Annotated in this window: 16 protein-coding genes; 13 read left to right on the forward strand and 3 right to left on the reverse strand. The window is 54.7% G+C overall.

Annotated features, from left to right (window positions below):
- Position 1: 1 nt before the first annotated feature.
- The gene (gene hypA / locus ACJHYW_RS12510) at positions 2–352 is read right to left on the reverse strand and encodes a hydrogenase maturation nickel metallochaperone HypA (protein ID WP_001299100.1); all 351 of its coding nucleotides are present in this window, start codon (positions 350–352) and stop codon (positions 2–4) included.
- A 211-nt stretch (positions 353–563) separates the two neighbouring features.
- Here hypA and hycA point away from each other — a divergent pair, with 211 nt between their 5' ends.
- From hycA to ACJHYW_RS12560, 10 genes are all read left to right on the forward strand, one after another.
- Positions 564–1,025 carry a formate hydrogenlyase regulator HycA gene (hycA, locus tag ACJHYW_RS12515; protein WP_000158056.1) on the forward strand — a complete coding sequence of 154 codons (462 nt, stop codon included), beginning with the start codon at positions 564–566 and terminating at the stop codon, positions 1,023–1,025.
- A 124-nt stretch (positions 1,026–1,149) separates the two neighbouring features.
- Positions 1,150–1,761, forward strand: coding sequence for a formate hydrogenlyase subunit HycB (gene hycB, locus ACJHYW_RS12520; protein ID WP_001079173.1), 612 nt, complete (start codon positions 1,150–1,152; stop codon positions 1,759–1,761).
- On the forward strand, positions 1,758–3,584 hold the full coding sequence (gene hycC, locus ACJHYW_RS12525) for a formate hydrogenlyase subunit 3 (RefSeq protein WP_001274404.1): 1,827 nt from the start codon (positions 1,758–1,760) through the stop codon (positions 3,582–3,584). The genes hycB and hycC overlap by 4 nt, the downstream gene beginning before the upstream one ends.
- A 2-nt stretch (positions 3,585–3,586) precedes the next feature.
- The gene (hycD, locus tag ACJHYW_RS12530) at positions 3,587–4,510 is read left to right on the forward strand and encodes a formate hydrogenlyase subunit HycD (RefSeq protein ID WP_000115226.1); all 924 of its coding nucleotides are present in this window, start codon (positions 3,587–3,589) and stop codon (positions 4,508–4,510) included.
- Between the two features lie 17 nt (positions 4,511–4,527).
- A complete protein-coding gene (gene hycE, locus ACJHYW_RS12535; RefSeq protein ID WP_001288122.1) occupies positions 4,528–6,237 on the forward strand; it encodes a formate hydrogenlyase subunit HycE in 1,710 nt (569 codons plus the stop codon).
- 9 nt (positions 6,238–6,246) lie between these two features.
- Positions 6,247–6,789 (forward strand): formate hydrogenlyase subunit HycF, encoded by a 543-nt coding sequence (gene hycF, locus ACJHYW_RS12540; RefSeq protein WP_000493785.1) that lies wholly within the window; start codon positions 6,247–6,249, stop codon positions 6,787–6,789.
- A complete protein-coding gene (gene hycG / locus ACJHYW_RS12545) occupies positions 6,789–7,556 on the forward strand; it encodes a formate hydrogenlyase subunit HycG (RefSeq protein ID WP_000067399.1) in 768 nt (255 codons plus the stop codon). The genes hycF and hycG overlap by 1 nt, the downstream gene beginning before the upstream one ends.
- Positions 7,553–7,963: a formate hydrogenlyase assembly protein HycH gene (gene hycH / locus ACJHYW_RS12550; RefSeq protein ID WP_001291930.1), complete on the forward strand. Its 411-nt coding sequence runs from the start codon at positions 7,553–7,555 to the stop codon at positions 7,961–7,963. The genes hycG and hycH overlap by 4 nt, the downstream gene beginning before the upstream one ends.
- The gene (hycI, locus tag ACJHYW_RS12555) at positions 7,956–8,423 is read left to right on the forward strand and encodes a hydrogenase maturation peptidase HycI (RefSeq protein WP_280740078.1); all 468 of its coding nucleotides are present in this window, start codon (positions 7,956–7,958) and stop codon (positions 8,421–8,423) included. Before hycH ends, hycI begins: the two co-directional genes overlap by 8 nt.
- Before the next feature lie 42 nt (positions 8,424–8,465).
- Positions 8,466–9,221, forward strand: coding sequence for a hypothetical protein (locus ACJHYW_RS12560; protein WP_024179463.1), 756 nt, complete (start codon positions 8,466–8,468; stop codon positions 9,219–9,221).
- Positions 9,222–9,307: 86 nt separating this feature from the next.
- Here ACJHYW_RS12560 and ascB read toward each other — a convergent pair whose 3' ends face one another.
- A complete protein-coding gene (ascB, locus tag ACJHYW_RS12565) occupies positions 9,308–10,732 on the reverse strand; it encodes a 6-phospho-beta-glucosidase AscB (RefSeq protein WP_000110377.1) in 1,425 nt (474 codons plus the stop codon).
- Positions 10,733–10,740: 8 nt separating this feature from the next.
- On the reverse strand, positions 10,741–12,198 hold the full coding sequence (gene ascF, locus ACJHYW_RS12570; protein WP_001107868.1) for a PTS cellobiose/arbutin/salicin transporter subunit IIBC: 1,458 nt from the start codon (positions 12,196–12,198) through the stop codon (positions 10,741–10,743).
- Between the two features lie 258 nt (positions 12,199–12,456).
- Between ascF and ascG the strand changes: the two genes are divergently transcribed.
- The 3 genes from ascG to hypF all read left to right on the forward strand — a co-directional run bounded on the left by ascG (position 12,457) and on the right by hypF (position 16,536).
- Entirely contained in the window at positions 12,457–13,467 is a 1,011-nt protein-coding gene (gene ascG / locus ACJHYW_RS12575; protein WP_024179462.1) for a DNA-binding transcriptional regulator AscG, read from the forward strand.
- 148 nt (positions 13,468–13,615) lie between these two features.
- Positions 13,616–14,143 carry an electron transport protein HydN gene (gene hydN, locus ACJHYW_RS12580; RefSeq protein ID WP_001078777.1) on the forward strand — a complete coding sequence of 176 codons (528 nt, stop codon included), beginning with the start codon at positions 13,616–13,618 and terminating at the stop codon, positions 14,141–14,143.
- Between the two features lie 152 nt (positions 14,144–14,295).
- Positions 14,296–16,536 carry a carbamoyltransferase HypF gene (gene hypF, locus ACJHYW_RS12585; protein ID WP_001361303.1) on the forward strand — a complete coding sequence of 747 codons (2,241 nt, stop codon included), beginning with the start codon at positions 14,296–14,298 and terminating at the stop codon, positions 16,534–16,536.
- The last annotated feature ends 36 nt before the right edge of the window (positions 16,537–16,572 follow it).

The following is a 16,572-nucleotide window of genomic DNA, read 5'->3' on the forward strand; positions in this document are numbered from 1 at the left end:
CTCACTCCTGGTCTATTTCTATCCGCCGAATCTGTAAACCGTCGTCTGCCACAATCTGTAGCATATCACCATGACACTGTGGACAGCGGCGGACGCGCTGGGTCAGTAGCGTCACATACTGTTGGCATGTTTCACACCAGCATTCGGCCTCTTGTTCTTCGAGGTGCAGTTTACAACCTTCCGCCACGCTGCCGCGGCAAACCAGATCAAAACAAAAGGCAAGAGAGCTGGTTTCGACACAAGAAAATGCGCCAATTTTGAGCCAGACCCCAGTTACGCGTTTTGCGCCGTGTTTTGCGGCCTGCTGTTCGATCAATTCCAGTGCCCGTTGGCAGAGGGTTATTTCGTGCATATCGCCTCCCATTAACTATCGCCAGCTACAAGCAATAATTGTGCCAGTGTTGATTATCCCTGCGGTGAATAATGTCGATGATGTCGAAATGACACGTCGACACGGCGACGAAATTCATCTTTAGCTTAAAAATCTCTTTAATAACAATAAATTAAAAGTTGGCACAGAAAATGCTTAAAGCTGGCATCTCTGTTAAACGGGTAACCTGACAATGACTATTTGGGAAATAAGCGAGAAAGCCGATTACATCGCACAGCGGCATCGTCGCCTACAGGACCAGTGGCACATCTACTGCAATTCGCTGGTTCAGGGGATCACGTTATCGAAAGCGCGCCTGCATCACGCCATGAGTTGCGCGCCGGACAAAGAACTCTGTTTCGTCCTTTTTGAACATTTTCGTATTTATGTCACCCTGGCGGATGGCTTTAACAGCCACACCATCGAGTATTACGTCGAAACAAAAGATGGTGAAGACAAACAGCGGATTGCGCAGGCGCAACTGAGCATTGACGGCATGATTGATGGCAAGGTCAACATCCGCGATCGCGAACAAGTTCTGGAACACTATCTCGAAAAAATCGCTGGCGTTTACGACAGCTTATATACCGCCATTGAAAACAATGTGCCGGTGAATTTAAGCCAACTGGTAAAGGGACAAAGCCCGGCAGCATGAGCTGAGGCTTTGCCCGTTTTGCAGGCGTTACGCCTGTTTGGGGATGGGCGTGTCGATGAGTGTCGAAAATGACATTTCATCGGCATGTTTTCGTCAAAAATGACAATCACCTGAGGAATGACTGGTGAATCGTTTTGTAATTGCTGACTCCACGCTCTGTATCGGCTGTCACACCTGTGAGGCCGCCTGTTCAGAGACGCATCGCCAGCATGGGCTGCAATCTATGCCGCGCCTGCGAGTGATGTTGAATGAAAAAGAATCTGCGCCACAACTTTGCCACCACTGTGAAGATGCACCCTGCGCAACGGTCTGCCCGGTTAACGCCATCACCCGCGTTGATGGGGCTGTGCAGCTAAATGAAAGTCTGTGCGTAAGCTGCAAACTGTGCGGCATCGCCTGCCCGTTTGGCGCAATTGAATTTTCCGGCAGCCGTCCGCTGGATATTCCGGCAAACGCCAATACTCCGAAAGCGCCACCGGCACCGCCTGCTCCGGCGCGTGTCAGTACGCTGCTTGACTGGGTGCCAGGTATTCGCGCGATCGCCGTCAAATGTGACCTTTGCAGTTTTGATGAACAAGGTCCGGCCTGCGTGCGGATGTGCCCGACTAAAGCCCTGCATCTGGTGGATAACACCGATATCGCCCGCGTCAGCAAACGTAAGCGTGAGCTGACTTTTAACACGGACTTTGGCGATCTCACCTTGTTTCAGCAGGCTCAAAGTGGAGAGGCTAAATGAGCGCAATTTCCCTGATCAATAGCGGCGTGGCGTGGTTTGTCGCCGCCGCTGTTCTGGCATTTCTCTTTTCTTTTCAAAAGGCGCTAAGCGGCTGGATAGCCGGAATTGGCGGCGCGGTGGGTAGTCTGTATACGGCAGCCGCGGGCTTCACTGTACTGACTGGCGCGGTTGGCGTGAGCGGTGCGCTGTCGCTGGTAAGCTACGATGTGCAAATCTCTCCGCTTAACGCGATTTGGCTGATTACGCTCGGTCTGTGCGGTCTGTTTGTCAGCCTCTACAACATTGACTGGCATCGCCACGCGCAGGTGAAGTGCAACGGCTTGCAGATCAATATGTTGATGGCTGCCGCCGTCTGCGCCGTCATTGCCAGCAACCTCGGCATGTTCGTGGTAATGGCCGAAGTCATGGCCTTGTGTGCGGTGTTCCTCACCAGCAACAGCAAAGAGGGCAAACTGTGGTTTGCGCTGGGGCGTCTTGGCACTCTGCTGCTGGCGATTGCTTGCTGGCTGCTGTGGCAGCGTTACGGCACGCTGGATCTGCGCCTGCTGGATATGCGCATGCAACAGCTGCCGCTTGGTTCCGATATCTGGCTGCTCGGTGTGATTGGTTTTGGCCTGCTGGCCGGGATTATCCCGCTGCACGGCTGGGTGCCACAGGCTCATGCTAACGCCTCTGCGCCAGCTGCCGCGCTGTTTTCCACGGTGGTGATGAAAATTGGCCTGCTGGGTATTTTAACTCTGTCACTGCTGGGCGGTAACGCACCGCTGTGGTGGGGGATCGCGCTGCTGGTGCTCGGTATGATCACCGCGTTCGTCGGTGGTCTGTATGCGCTGATGGAGCATAATATCCAACGCCTGCTGGCTTACCACACCCTGGAAAATATCGGCATTATCCTGCTGGGGCTGGGCGCTGGCGTAACGGGTATCGCGCTCGAACAACCGGCGCTGATTGCCCTTGGTCTGGTCGGTGGTCTGTACCATCTGCTTAACCATAGCCTGTTCAAGAGCGTACTGTTCCTTGGTGCGGGGAGCGTCTGGTTCCGTACCGGTCATCGCGATATCGAAAAACTCGGTGGTATTGGCAAGAAAATGCCGGTTATCTCCATCGCCATGTTAGTCGGGCTGATGGCAATGGCTGCGCTGCCGCCGCTGAACGGTTTTGCCGGGGAATGGGTTATCTATCAATCCTTCTTCAAACTGAGCAATAGTGGCGCGTTTGTTGCCCGTCTTCTCGGGCCGCTGCTCGCCGTGGGGCTGGCAATTACCGGTGCGCTGGCGGTGATGTGTATGGCGAAAGTCTATGGCGTTACTTTCCTCGGCGCGCCGCGTACCAAAGAAGCCGAAAACGCCACCTGTGCGCCGCTCCTGATGAGCGTAAGCGTAGTGGCACTGGCGATTTGCTGCGTAATTGGCGGTGTTGCTGCGCCGTGGCTGCTGCCGATGCTCTCTGCTGCTGTACCTCTGCCGCTGGAGCCTGCTAACACCACCGTTTCTCAACCAATGATCACGTTGCTGCTGATTGCCTGCCCGCTGCTGCCATTCATCATTATGGCGATTTGCAAAGGCGATCGTTTGCCGTCGCGTTTCCGCGGCGCGGCCTGGGTGTGCGGCTACGACCATGAAAAATCAATGGTGATTACTGCTCACGGTTTTGCCATGCCGGTGAAACAGGCGTTTGCGCCGGTGCTGAAACTGCGCAAATGGCTGAATCCGGTGTCGCTGGTACCGGGCTGGCAGTGCGAGGGGAGTGCGTTGCTGTTCCGCCGGATGGCGCTGGTTGAACTGGCGGTGCTGGTGGTGATTATTGTTTCACGAGGAGCCTGAGAATGAGTGTTTTATATCCGTTAATTCAGGCGCTGGTGCTATTTGCCGTTGCGCCGCTGCTCTCCGGTATTACCCGCGTAGCGCGCGCCCGTCTGCATAACCGTCGTGGGCCGGGTGTGTTGCAGGAGTATCGCGACATTATCAAACTGCTGGGGCGTCAGAGCGTTGGCCCGGATGCCTCCGGCTGGGTGTTCCGCCTGACGCCGTATGTGATGGTGGGCGTCATGCTGACTATCGCCACTGCGCTGCCGGTGGTGACCGTCGGTTCTCCGCTGCCGCAACTGGGCGATTTGATCACCTTACTGTATCTCTTCGCCATCGCGCGTTTCTTCTTTGCCATTTCTGGTCTGGATACCGGTAGCCCGTTTACCGCTATCGGCGCGAGCCGTGAAGCGATGCTTGGCGTGTTGGTTGAACCGATGCTGCTGCTTGGTCTGTGGGTCGCCGCACAGGTTGCCGGTTCCACCAACATCAGCAACATCACCGACACCGTTTATCACTGGCCACTGAGCCAGAGCATCCCGCTGGTGCTGGCGCTTTGTGCCTGTGCGTTCGCCACTTTTATCGAAATGGGCAAACTGCCGTTCGACCTGGCGGAAGCCGAGCAGGAGTTGCAGGAAGGTCCGCTCTCTGAGTATAGCGGCAGCGGTTTTGGCGTCATGAAATGGGGCATCAGCCTGAAACAGTTGGTGGTGTTGCAGATGTTCGTCGGGGTGTTTATTCCGTGGGGACAAATGGAAACCTTCACCGTCGGTGGGCTGCTGCTGGCGCTGGTGATTGCCATCGTCAAACTGGTGGTTGGCGTCCTGGTTATCGCGCTGTTCGAAAACAGCATGGCCCGTCTGCGTCTTGATATTACACCACGCATTACCTGGGCCGGGTTTGGCTTTGCATTTTTAGCGTTCGTCTCCTTGCTGGCGGCGTGATTAAAGAGAGTTTGAGCATGTCTGAAGAAAAATTAGGTCAACATTATCTCGCCGCGCTGAATGAGGCATTTCCGGGCGTCGTGCTGGACCACGCCTGGCAGACCAAAGATCAGCTGACCGTGACCGTGAAGGTGAACTACCTGCCGGAAGTGGTGGAGTTTCTCTACTACAAGCAGGGGGGCTGGCTGTCGGTGCTGTTTGGTAACGACGAACGCAAACTTAATGGTCATTACGCCGTTTACTACGTGCTGTCGATGGAGAAGGGCACCAAATGCTGGATAACCGTGCGCGTTGAAGTTGACGCCAACAAACCGGAATATCCGTCCGTAACGCCGCGCGTTCCGGCGGCGGTGTGGGGCGAGCGTGAAGTGCGCGATATGTACGGTTTGATTCCGGTAGGGCTGCCGGATGAACGTCGTCTGGTGCTGCCGGATGACTGGCCGGATGAACTTTATCCGCTGCGTAAAGACAGCATGGATTATCGTCAGCGTCCGGCACCAACTACCGATGCTGAAACCTACGAGTTCATCAACGAACTGGGCGACAAGAAAAACAACGTCGTGCCGATTGGTCCGCTGCACGTCACTTCCGACGAACCGGGCCACTTCCGTCTGTTTGTCGATGGCGAAAACATTATCGACGCCGACTACCGTCTGTTCTACGTTCATCGCGGCATGGAAAAACTGGCGGAAACCCGCATGGGTTATAACGAAGTGACCTTCCTCTCTGACCGTGTGTGCGGGATCTGCGGCTTTGCTCACAGCACCGCCTACACCACGTCGGTGGAAAACGCGATGGGTATTCAGGTGCCAGAACGAGCGCAGATGATCCGCGCCATTCTGCTGGAGGTGGAACGCCTGCACTCGCATCTGCTCAACCTCGGCCTGGCCTGTCACTTTACCGGCTTCGACTCCGGCTTTATGCAGTTCTTCCGCGTGCGTGAAACCTCCATGAAAATGGCAGAGATCCTTACCGGTGCACGTAAAACCTACGGCCTGAACCTGATCGGCGGGATTCGTCGCGATCTGCTGAAAGACGACATGATCCAGACCCGCCAGCTGGCACAACAGATGCGTCGTGAAGTGCAGGAGCTGGTGGATGTGCTGCTGAGCACACCGAACATGGAACAACGCACCGTCGGTATTGGTCGTCTGGACCCGGAAATCGCTCGCGACTTCAGTAACGTTGGCCCGATGGTCCGTGCCAGCGGTCACGCCCGTGATACCCGTGCCGATCACCCGTTTGTTGGTTATGGCCTGCTGCCAATGGAAGTCCACAGCGAGCAGGGCTGCGACGTTATTTCCCGTCTGAAAGTGCGTATCAACGAAGTCTATACCGCGCTGAACATGATCGACTACGGTCTGGATAACCTGCCGGGCGGTCCGCTGATGGTGGAAGGCTTTACCTACATTCCGCACCGTTTCGCGCTGGGCTTTGCCGAAGCGCCGCGCGGCGACGATATCCACTGGAGCATGACCGGCGACAACCAGAAGCTGTACCGCTGGCGCTGCCGTGCGGCGACCTACGCGAACTGGCCGACCCTGCGCTACATGCTGCGCGGCAACACCGTTTCCGATGCGCCGCTGATTATCGGTAGCCTGGACCCTTGCTACTCCTGTACCGACCGCATGACCGTGGTCGATGTGCGTAAGAAGAAGAGCAAAGTGGTGCCGTACAAAGAACTCGAGCGCTACAGCATTGAGCGTAAAAACTCGCCGCTGAAATAAGGAATCGCCATGTTTACCTTTATCAAAAAAGTTATCAAAACCGGCACGGCGACCTCGTCTTATCCGCTGGAGCCGATTGCGGTTGATAAAAACTTCCGTGGTAAGCCAGAGCAGAACCCGCAGCAGTGCATCGGCTGCGCGGCCTGCGTCAATGCCTGCCCGTCAAACGCCTTAACGGTTGAAACCGACCTCGCCACAGGAGAGCTTGCCTGGGAGTTTAATCTCGGGCGCTGCATCTTCTGTGGACGCTGCGAAGAAGTTTGCCCGACGGCGGCGATCAAACTGTCGCAAGAGTACGAACTGGCGGTGTGGAAGAAAGAAGACTTCCTGCAACAGTCCCGCTTCGCGCTGTGCAACTGCCGCGTCTGCAATCGTCCTTTCGCCGTCCAGAAAGAGATCGACTACGCCATTGCGCTGCTTAAGCACAATGGTGACAGCCGCGCGGAAAACCACCGCGAAAGCTTTGAGACTTGCCCGGAATGTAAGCGCCAGAAATGCCTGGTGCCGTCCGACCGTATTGAACTGACTCGCCATATGAAAGAGGCCATCTGATGAGCAATTTATTAGGCCCCCGTGACGCCAACGGCATTCCGGTCCCGATGACGGTGGATGAATCCATCGCCAGCATGAAGGCGTCGTTACTGAAAAAAATCAAACGTTCTGCCTACGTTTACCGCGTGGACTGCGGCGGCTGCAACGGCTGCGAAATCGAAATTTTCGCCACGCTTTCGCCGCTGTTTGATGCAGAACGCTTCGGCATTAAAGTCGTTCCTTCACCGCGTCATGCGGATATTTTACTGTTTACCGGCGCGGTCACCCGTGCAATGCGATCCCCTGCGCTGCGTGCGTGGCAGTCCGCGCCGGACCCGAAAATCTGTATCTCCTACGGTGCCTGCGGTAACAGCGGTGGCATTTTCCACGATCTCTACTGCGTGTGGGGCGGTACGGATAAAATCGTCCCGGTGGATGTCTACATTCCGGGGTGCCCGCCAACGCCAGCCGCCACGCTGTACGGCTTTGCAATGGCGCTCGGCCTGCTGGAGCAGAAAATTCACGCCCGTGGCCCGGGTGAGCAGGATGAACAACCGGCGGAAATCCTTCATGGCGATATGGTGCAGCCGCTGCGTGTGAAAGTGGATCGCGAAGCACGCCGCCTGGCGGGTTATCGTTACGGTCGTCAGATTGCCGATGACTTCCTGACACAGTTAGGGCAGGGTGAAGAACAGGTTGCACGCTGGCTGGAAGCGGAAAACGATCCGCGTCTGAACGAGATTGTCAGCCATCTGAATCATGTTGTTGAAGAGGCGCGTATCCGATGAGTGAAAAGGTGGTGTTCAGTCAACTGAGCCGTAAATTTATTGATGAGAACGATGCCACGCCCGCCGAGGCGCAGCAGGTGGTCTATTACAGCCTGGCGATTGGTCACCACCTTGGGGTTATCGATTGCCTGGAAGCCGCGCTCACCTGCCCGTGGGATGAATATCTGGCATGGATTGCCACTCTGGAGACGGGCAGTGAAGCCCGCCGTAAAATGGAAGGCGTGCCGAAGTACGGTGAGATCGTCATCGACATTAACCATGTGCCGATGCTGGCTAACGCATTCGATAAAGCCCGGGCAGCGCAAACTTCGCAGCAGAAAGAATGGAGTACCATGCTGTTAAGTATGCTGCATGATATTTATCAGGAAAATGCCATCTATTTGATGGTGAGGAGACTGCGTGACTGACGTTTTACTCTGTGTTGGCAATAGCATGATGGGCGATGATGGCGCAGGTCCGCTGCTGGCGGAAAAGTGCGCCGCCGCGCCGAAAGGTAACTGGGTGGTGATTGACGGCGGTAGCGTACCGGAAAACGACATCGTCGCCATCCGTGAACTGCGCCCGACACGACTGCTGATTGTCGATGCCACGGATATGGGGCTAAACCCCGGCGAGATCCGCATCATCGATCCGGATGACATCGCCGAGATGTTTATGATGACTACCCATAACATGCCGCTGAACTACCTTATCGACCAGTTGAAAGAAGACATTGGCGAAGTGATTTTCCTCGGCATCCAGCCGGATATCGTCGGTTTTTACTACCCGATGACCCAGCCGATTAAAGATGCGGTAGAAACCGTTTATCAACGACTGGAAGGCTGGGAAGGGAATGGCGGCTTCGCGCAGTTAGCGGTGGAAGAATAATTCTTCATTAGGGAATTCAGGGAATTGAACATCAAAACAGGGATGTGCGCTTTTTTATTGAGCTTAGTGCTGCCTGCACAGGCCACCAGCTTTACCGAATATCTGCCAATGAGTGACAGCGAATACGCGCAAAAGCGGGCGCTGAAACCTCTCCTGACTATGCCTTATTATACCGAGCAAACCTGGCATTTTAGAAAAGTGGGCGTTGCTGGCGTGACGCTTGAGAAGATGCCAAATGATGATAGTGAATGGCAATTGAACGGTAAAGATCGCGCCGGTAAATCCTGGTCTGTGCCTGTGGGGGTGCTGCAAAATATGGCGGGTAATGCGCAACTTTACCGTGCCGATCTTGATCGTAACGGCATTCAGGATCTGGTTATCTGGCGGGGTATTTCAGGAAATGGTCTGGCACCTAACGCGTTTTTGATTCTGATGACCTTTAATCAGCAAGGTCGCCCGTGTGTTTTTCAGTCCGATAGTTTTTATACCGCAAGTGAAACTGGCATTGATGATTTGCTGGATTTACAAAGGAATGGCCACACGCAATTGCTGGATATGCAGTTTGATTCCGGTTACTGGATAACCAGTCTGTATCAGGTAAAAGACGCCAAATGGCAGCGTGTTCACGGCTGGTTTGGCAAGTTAAGCTATCCCGCGCTCACGCGTTTTACTTATACCCCCAACCGTAAACTCGTCCTCAAACCCATCGCCGGGCGCGACCCGCAATCGGAAGATCTGGCGCTGACGCAGCGTTGCTTGATAAAGGGGGATGTTCTTGATGGGGTGAACCAGCTCTGATGCCAAACGCCAGATTGCCCGATGCGCAACGCTTATCGGGCCTTGTAGGCCGGATAAGGCGTTCACGCCGCATCCGGCACGGTTACTTACTCTAAATCCTCACCATTACTGGCAATCACTTTTTTATACCACCAGAACGATTTCTTACGCGTGCGCGCCAGCGTGCCGTTGCCTGCATCGTCACGGTCTACATAGACAAAACCGTAGCGTTTGCTCATTTCACCCGTTGAGGCGGAAACTAAATCAATACAGCCCCATGTGGTGTAGCCCATCAGCGGAATGCCATCTGCAATCGCTTCGCCCATTGCGCGGATATGTTCGCGTAAATAGCTGATGCGATAGTCATCGTTAATCTCACCGTTGGCAGCAAATTCATCTTTTGCGCCGAGGCCGTTTTCCACCAGAAACAGCGGCTTCTGATAGCGGTCGTACATCATATTCATGGTGATACGCAGACCGAGTGGATCAATACCCCAGCCCCAGTCGCTTACCTGTAGATATGGGTTACGCAGCGATTTCACCACGTTCGCCGCACTGCTGTTGTTGGCGTTCATCTCCGCCGAGGCGCAGCGCGAGGCGTAATAGCTGAAGGAGACAAAATCGACGGTGTTTTTCAGGATTTCATCATCGCCCGGTGCTTTGTTGATGGTTACCCCTTTTTCGCGGAATACGCGGGAAGAGTAAGCCGGATACGCGCCGCGCGCCTGCACATCGATAAAAAACAGGTTTTCCCGATCTTTCTCCAGCGCCGCCCAGACATCTTCCGGCTTGCAACTGTAAGGGTAGAAGTTACCGCCCGCCAGCATACAGCCCACCTGATTTTGCGGGTTAACCTCATGGGCTATTTTGGTGGCTAGCGCACTGGCAACCAGCTGGTGATGCGCGGCCTGATATTTCACCTGATCCTGATTTTCCCCTTCTTCAAACACCAGACCCGCGCCGGAGAACGGGCTATGCAACATAATGTTGATTTCATTGAAGGTAAGCCAGTATTTCACCAGACCATTAAATGCTTCAAAGCAGGTCCGGGCGTAGCGGCTGAAAAACTCCACCAGCTTGCGGTTACGCCAGGAGCTATATTCGGTGACCAGATGCATCGGCACATCGAAGTGGCATAACGTGACCAGCGGTTCGATACCGTACTTTTTACACTCTTCAAATACCGCGCGATAAAAAGCAATGCCCTGCTGGTTGGGTGTCAGCTCATCGCCCTGCGGAAAGAGGCGGCTCCAGGCAATTGAGGTACGGAACACTTTGAACCCCATCTCTGCCATCAGGGCGATATCTTCTTTATAACGATGATAAAAATCCGTCGCTTCATGGCTGGGATAAAACTCGTCATCACGCAACTGAAAACGTTTTTCCAGTCCCAGTTTCACCGCCATTCGATGCTCGCCGTGTGGGATCATATCGACGGTGGTCAGCCCTTTGCCACCTTCACGGTACGCACCTTCAGACTGGTTGGCGGCAAGCGCGCCGCCCCATAAAAAACCTTGCGGAAATACTGACATTTTCATCCTCAATTAAGACTTACTTCTTTGGCGACGGTCGGTTGTGCGCTCTGATGCTTTCGCGCCTCGGCAGTCGCTTCCTCAACAGGAATATCCTCAAAGCCGAGCAACAGTGTGAGGATGAACGACAGCACGACCGCCAGCGCCATGACGGCGAACACCCAGACGATGCTCATTGGATTCGCCGGATCGAAGAACTGCACGCTGGTAAATAGCCCCGGCGCTGCCATTGAGTGGCTGGCAAGCCCCGCCATACCGGCAACCGCGCCGCAAATAAAACCACTGATAAGACTGGCGATAAGCGGACGTTTCAGGCGGATCGCCACGCCATATAACGCCGGTTCGGAAATCCCCGCCATAATGGCTGATGCCGCCGCTGCGAGCGCCGTCTGGCGCAGTTCCGGGTTTTTCGTTTTCCACGCCACCGCCAGTGATGAACCGCCCAGCGACAGGTTAGCGCCGATCTCTGACGGCATGACCATTCCTTCTTTGCCGGTTTCGGCAATGGTCTGAATGATGGTTGGCGTAAAGACGCGGTGCATCCCGGTCATTACCAGCAGAGGCCACAGCGCGCCCATAATGGCGACTGAAAGCCAGCCCAGATAACCATGAATGGTGTAAACCAGCGCCGAAATGGCGCTACCGATCCAGATACCAATCGGGCCAATCAGCAGGATTGCCAGCGGTGCGGCAATCAACACAATCAGCATTGGCTTGAGGAAGTTTTTCGTCACCGCCGGTGTAATGCTGTCCACCCAGCGTTCGATATATGACAGGCACCAGGTCATCACCAGCGCCGGGATCACCGTGTAGGTGTATTTCACCGCGGTGACCGGAATCAGGGCAAATTCGACATGTTCACCCTGGGCCGCTTTCGCCATCAGTTCAATAAAACTCGGATGTACCAGCACACCCGCGATGGCAATCGCCAGCGACATATTGGTTTTAAATTTGATGGCGGCAGATGCCGCGACCATTAGCGGCAGGAAGAAGAAAGCACCGTCACCAATCACATTCAGAATGGTTAAGGTCGGCGATCCTTTTGTCAGCACGCCGCTCATTTCGAGGATCATCGCCAGCAGTTTGACCATCGATCCGCCGATAATCGCCGGGATCAGCGGTGACATGGTGCCGATCAGCGCATCGAGGATCCCCGCACCAATGCGACGCAGCGTGAGTTTGGGTTTACCCACGGGCTGTGCGGGCTGCATATCTCCCGGCAGCAGGCTGACGACTTCCTGAAAGGCTTGTGAAACGGTATTGCCGATAATCACCTGACACTGGTTGTCACTACGTACCACGCCGAGCACGCCGGGGATGGTTTTCAACGTCGGACTGTCGATAAGCTGGTCATCTTTGATAACAAAGCGCAAACGCGTCATACAGTGCGTGACTGCCGAGATGTTATCAACGCCGCCCAGTGCCGCTATTACCGAGCGTGCCAGCGCCGCATAATTTTTGGCCATCGGATTTTATCCTGTTATCAGTAGGGTAGATGTAGTTGTTATCAGTCGACGTGACGGAAAATGCCGATGCTGAAACGGAATTAGGAAACCGGTTTCACAAAATCATGAATAGTTGTCACTAAATAAGCAAGAGAGTTAATTGTTCATTTTTTATATTTGTGAAACCGGTCACCTGAATATTTTTCCCGCCGATTGCGCAAGGACAATCGGCAAACGGTGCAGTACACTGCGTTGATTGCGTGTAAAGGGATGAAAATGATGACGACGATGCTGGAAGTGGCGAAGCGCGCCGGGGTTTCAAAAGCGACCGTTTCCCGCGTGCTTTCAGGTAATGGCTACGTCAGCCAGGAGACTAAAGATCGCGTGTTTCAGGCGGTAGAAGAGAGCGGTTACCGCCCAAACTTGCTGGCGCGCAATCTGTCGGCGAAGAGTACTCAGACGCTGGGGCTGGTAGTGACCAACACGCTTTACCACGGCATTTATTTTAGTGAACTACTGTTTCATGCCGCGCGAATGGCTGAAGAGAAAGGGCGACAGTTGCTATTGGCAGATGGTAAACACAGCGCCGAAGAAGAGCGCCAGGCGATTCAGTATCTGCTGGATTTGCGCTGCGACGCCATTATGATTTACCCGCGTTTTTTAAGCGTGGATGAGATTGATGACATCATTGACGCACACAGTCAGCCGATAATGGTGCTTAATCGCCGCCTGCGCAAAAATAGCAGCCATAGCGTCTGGTGCGATCATAAACAGACCAGCTTTAACGCCGTGGCAGAGTTGATAAACGCCGGGCATCAGGAGATTGCTTTCCTTACCGGCTCGATGGATTCCCCCACCAGCGTTGAACGTCTTGCCGGGTATAAAGACGCGCTGTCGCAGCATGGTATTGCGCTCAATGAAAAACTTATCGCTAACGGTAAATGGACGCCTGCCAGCGGGGCCGAAGGGGTAGAAACGTTGCTCGAACGTGGGGCTAAATTTAGCGCGTTAGTTGCCAGTAACGACGATATGGCGATAGGTGCGATGAAAGCGTTGCACGAGCGCGGCGTAGCGGTGCCAGAGCAGGTGTCAGTTATCGGATTCGATGATATCGCTATTGCCCCCTACACCGTTCCGGCGCTCTCCAGCGTAAAAATTCCGGTAACTGAGATGATTCAGGAAATTATTGGACGGCTGATTTTTATGCTCGATGGTGGGGATTTCTCACCGCCGAAAACCTTCAGCGGAAAACTGATCCGCCGCGGCTCCCTCATTGCTCTTTCGCAATAAACATTGTCATCACATGTCATCGTCACTAGTGTCGATGACATCGTTTTTCCTGCATTACAGAATTTAATTTCTTTAAATAACAGTAAATTAAAAACTGGCATGATTTGTGAATGTATCGGCGCATTAACTGTCATTGCTGGAGAATTTGATGAACCGTTTCATCATTGCTGACGCGAGTAAATGTATTGGTTGCCGTACCTGTGAAGTGGCGTGCGTGGTTTCTCATCAGGAGAATCAGGACTGTGCATCGCTGACCCCGGAAACTTTTTTACCGCGAATCCATGTCATTAAAGGTGTGAACATTTCTACGGCAACAGTCTGCCGTCAGTGTGAAGATGCACCGTGCGCTAACGTCTGCCCGAATGGTGCTATCAGCCGTGATAAAGGGTTTGTTCATGTGATGCAGGAACGTTGCATTGGTTGCAAAACCTGCGTTGTGGCTTGCCCGTATGGCGCGATGGAAGTGGTGGTACGTCCGGTGATTCGCAACAGCGGCGCAGGGCTTAACGTACGGGCTGACAAAGCCGAAGCCAATAAATGCGACCTCTGTAACCATCGTGAAGACGGCCCGGCGTGTATGGCTGCTTGCCCGACCCATGCGCTGATTTGTGTCGATCGTAATAAACTTGAACAACTGAGCGCAGAAAAACGTCGCCGTACGGCGCTGATGTTCTAAAAATCTTACTGAACTGTTCTGGCATCAAAGGAATTCCCGGAAATATTCGTAGAATACGGAGCGGGCGGTATCGCCGACCTGTGATTGCCGGATACGACGCGGTCGTGTCCGGCTGGGCGGGTTACGAAATTCATGATGGCGGGAATAACTCAATGGCAAAAAACATATCTTGCGGTGTCCAACTGCGTATTCGTGGCAAAGTGCAGGGCGTCGGTTTTCGTCCGTTTGTCTGGCAACTGGCACAGCAATTAAATCTTCACGGCGATGTCTGTAATGACGGCGATGGCGTAGAAGTCCGGCTGCTGGAAGCCCCGGAAACGTTTCTTGTTCAATTGCATCAGCACTGCCCGCCGCTGGCGCGTATTGATAGCGTCGAGCGTGAGCCGTTTATCTGGTCACAACTGCCCACTGAGTTCACTATCCGCCAGAGCACAGGCGGCACCATGAATACGCAAATTGTCCCGGATGCCGCCACTTGCCCTGCTTGCCTTGCCGAAATGAATACCCCGGGCGAGCGGCGTTATCGTTATCCGTTTATCAACTGTACCCACTGCGGCCCGCGTTTCACCATTATTCGCGCGATGCCTTACGACCGCCCGTTTACCGTGATGGCGGCGTTTCCGCTGTGTCCGGCTTGTGACAAAGAGTACCGCGACCCGCTCGATCGTCGCTTCCACGCCCAGCCGGTGGCCTGCCCGGAGTGTGGCCCACATCTTGAATGGGTAAGTCATGGTGAACATGCAGAACAAGAGGCGGCATTACAGGCGGCTATCGCACAGTTAAAAATGGGCAACATTGTCGCCATCAAAGGGATTGGCGGATTTCATCTCGCCTGCGATGCGCGTAACAGTAACGCGGTGGCGACACTACGGGCACGTAAACATCGCCCGGCGAAACCGCTGGCGGTCATGTTGCCAGTGGCTGACGGTTTACCAGACGCTGCGCGCCAGTTGCTTACCACGCCCGCCGCGCCGATTGTGCTGGTGGATAAAAAATACATACCTGAGCTTTGTGATGATATCGCCCCTGGCCTTAACGAAGTTGGGGTGATGTTGCCTGCGAACCCGCTCCAGCATTTGCTGTTACAGGAACTGCAATGCCCGCTGGTGATGACCTCCGGCAACCTGAGCGGTAAACCACCAGCTATCAGCAACGAACAGGCGCTGGCGGATTTGCAGGGCATTGCCGACGGATTCTTGATACATAACCGCGACATCGTGCAGCGGATGGATGATTCGGTGGTGCGCGAAAGCGGCGAAATGCTGCGCCGTTCGCGGGGGTATGTGCCGGATGCGCTGGCTTTGCCTCCGGGCTTTAAAAATGTTCCGCCTGTGCTGTGTCTCGGCGCGGATCTGAAAAATACCTTCTGCCTGGTGCGCGGTGAACAAGCGGTGTTGAGTCAGCATCTGGGCGATTTAAGTGACGATGGCATCCAGATGCAGTGGCGCGAAGCGTTACGCCTGATGCAAAACATCTACGATTTTACCCCGCAATACGTTGTGCATGACGCACATCCGGGCTATGTCTCCAGCCAGTGGGCGCGCGAAATGAATCTGCCGACGCAAACGGTGCTGCATCATCATGCCCACGCGGCGGCGTGTCTGGCAGAACATCACTGGCCACTGGAGGGCGGTGATGTCATTGCTTTGACGCTCGACGGTATCGGTATGGGGGAGAACGGCGCTTTGTGGGGCGGCGAGTGTCTGCGGGTGAACTATCGCGAATGCCAGCACCTGGGCGGCTTGCCAGCGGTGGCGCTTGCTGGGGGCGATTTGGCTGCAAAGCAGCCGTGGCGTAACCTGCTGGCGCAGTGCCTGCGCTTTGTGCCGGAGTGGCAGAATTACCCTGAAACGGCAAGTGTGCAACAGCAAAACTGGAGCGTGCTGGCGCGGGCCATTGAGCGTGGAATTAACGCGCCGCTGGCATCATCGTGTGGACGTTTGTTCGATGCCGTAGCGGCGGCGTTGGGCTGTGCGCCAGCCACGTTAAGTTATGAAGGTGAAGCGGCTTGCGCCCTCGAGGCGCTGGCGGCTTCGAGCCAGGGAGTGACGCATCCGGTGACGATGCCGCTGGTGGACAATCAACTGGATCTCGCCACCTTCTGGCAGCAGTGGCTGAACTGGCAGGCACCGGTTAATCAACGCGCGTGGGCGTTTCATGATGCGCTGGCGCAGGGTTTTGCCGCGTTGATGCGTGAGCAGGCCACGATGCGCGGTATCACTACGCTGGTATTTAGCGGTGGGGTTATTCATAACCGATTGCTGCGTACACGCCTGGCGCATTATCTCGCTGATTTCACATTACTCTTTCCGCAGAGTTTACCGGCGGGTGATGGCGGCTTGTCTCTGGGGCAGGGGGTTATTGCTGCGGCGCGCATCCTGCATGCTGCATAGTGGCGGATGTGGCGTAACGAAGCGTTAAAAGTAGCG

It is taken from the genome of Escherichia sp. WS3063, from assembly GCF_046486595.1.
GTDB classification, from domain to species: Bacteria; Pseudomonadota; Gammaproteobacteria; order Enterobacterales; family Enterobacteriaceae; genus Escherichia; species Escherichia coli.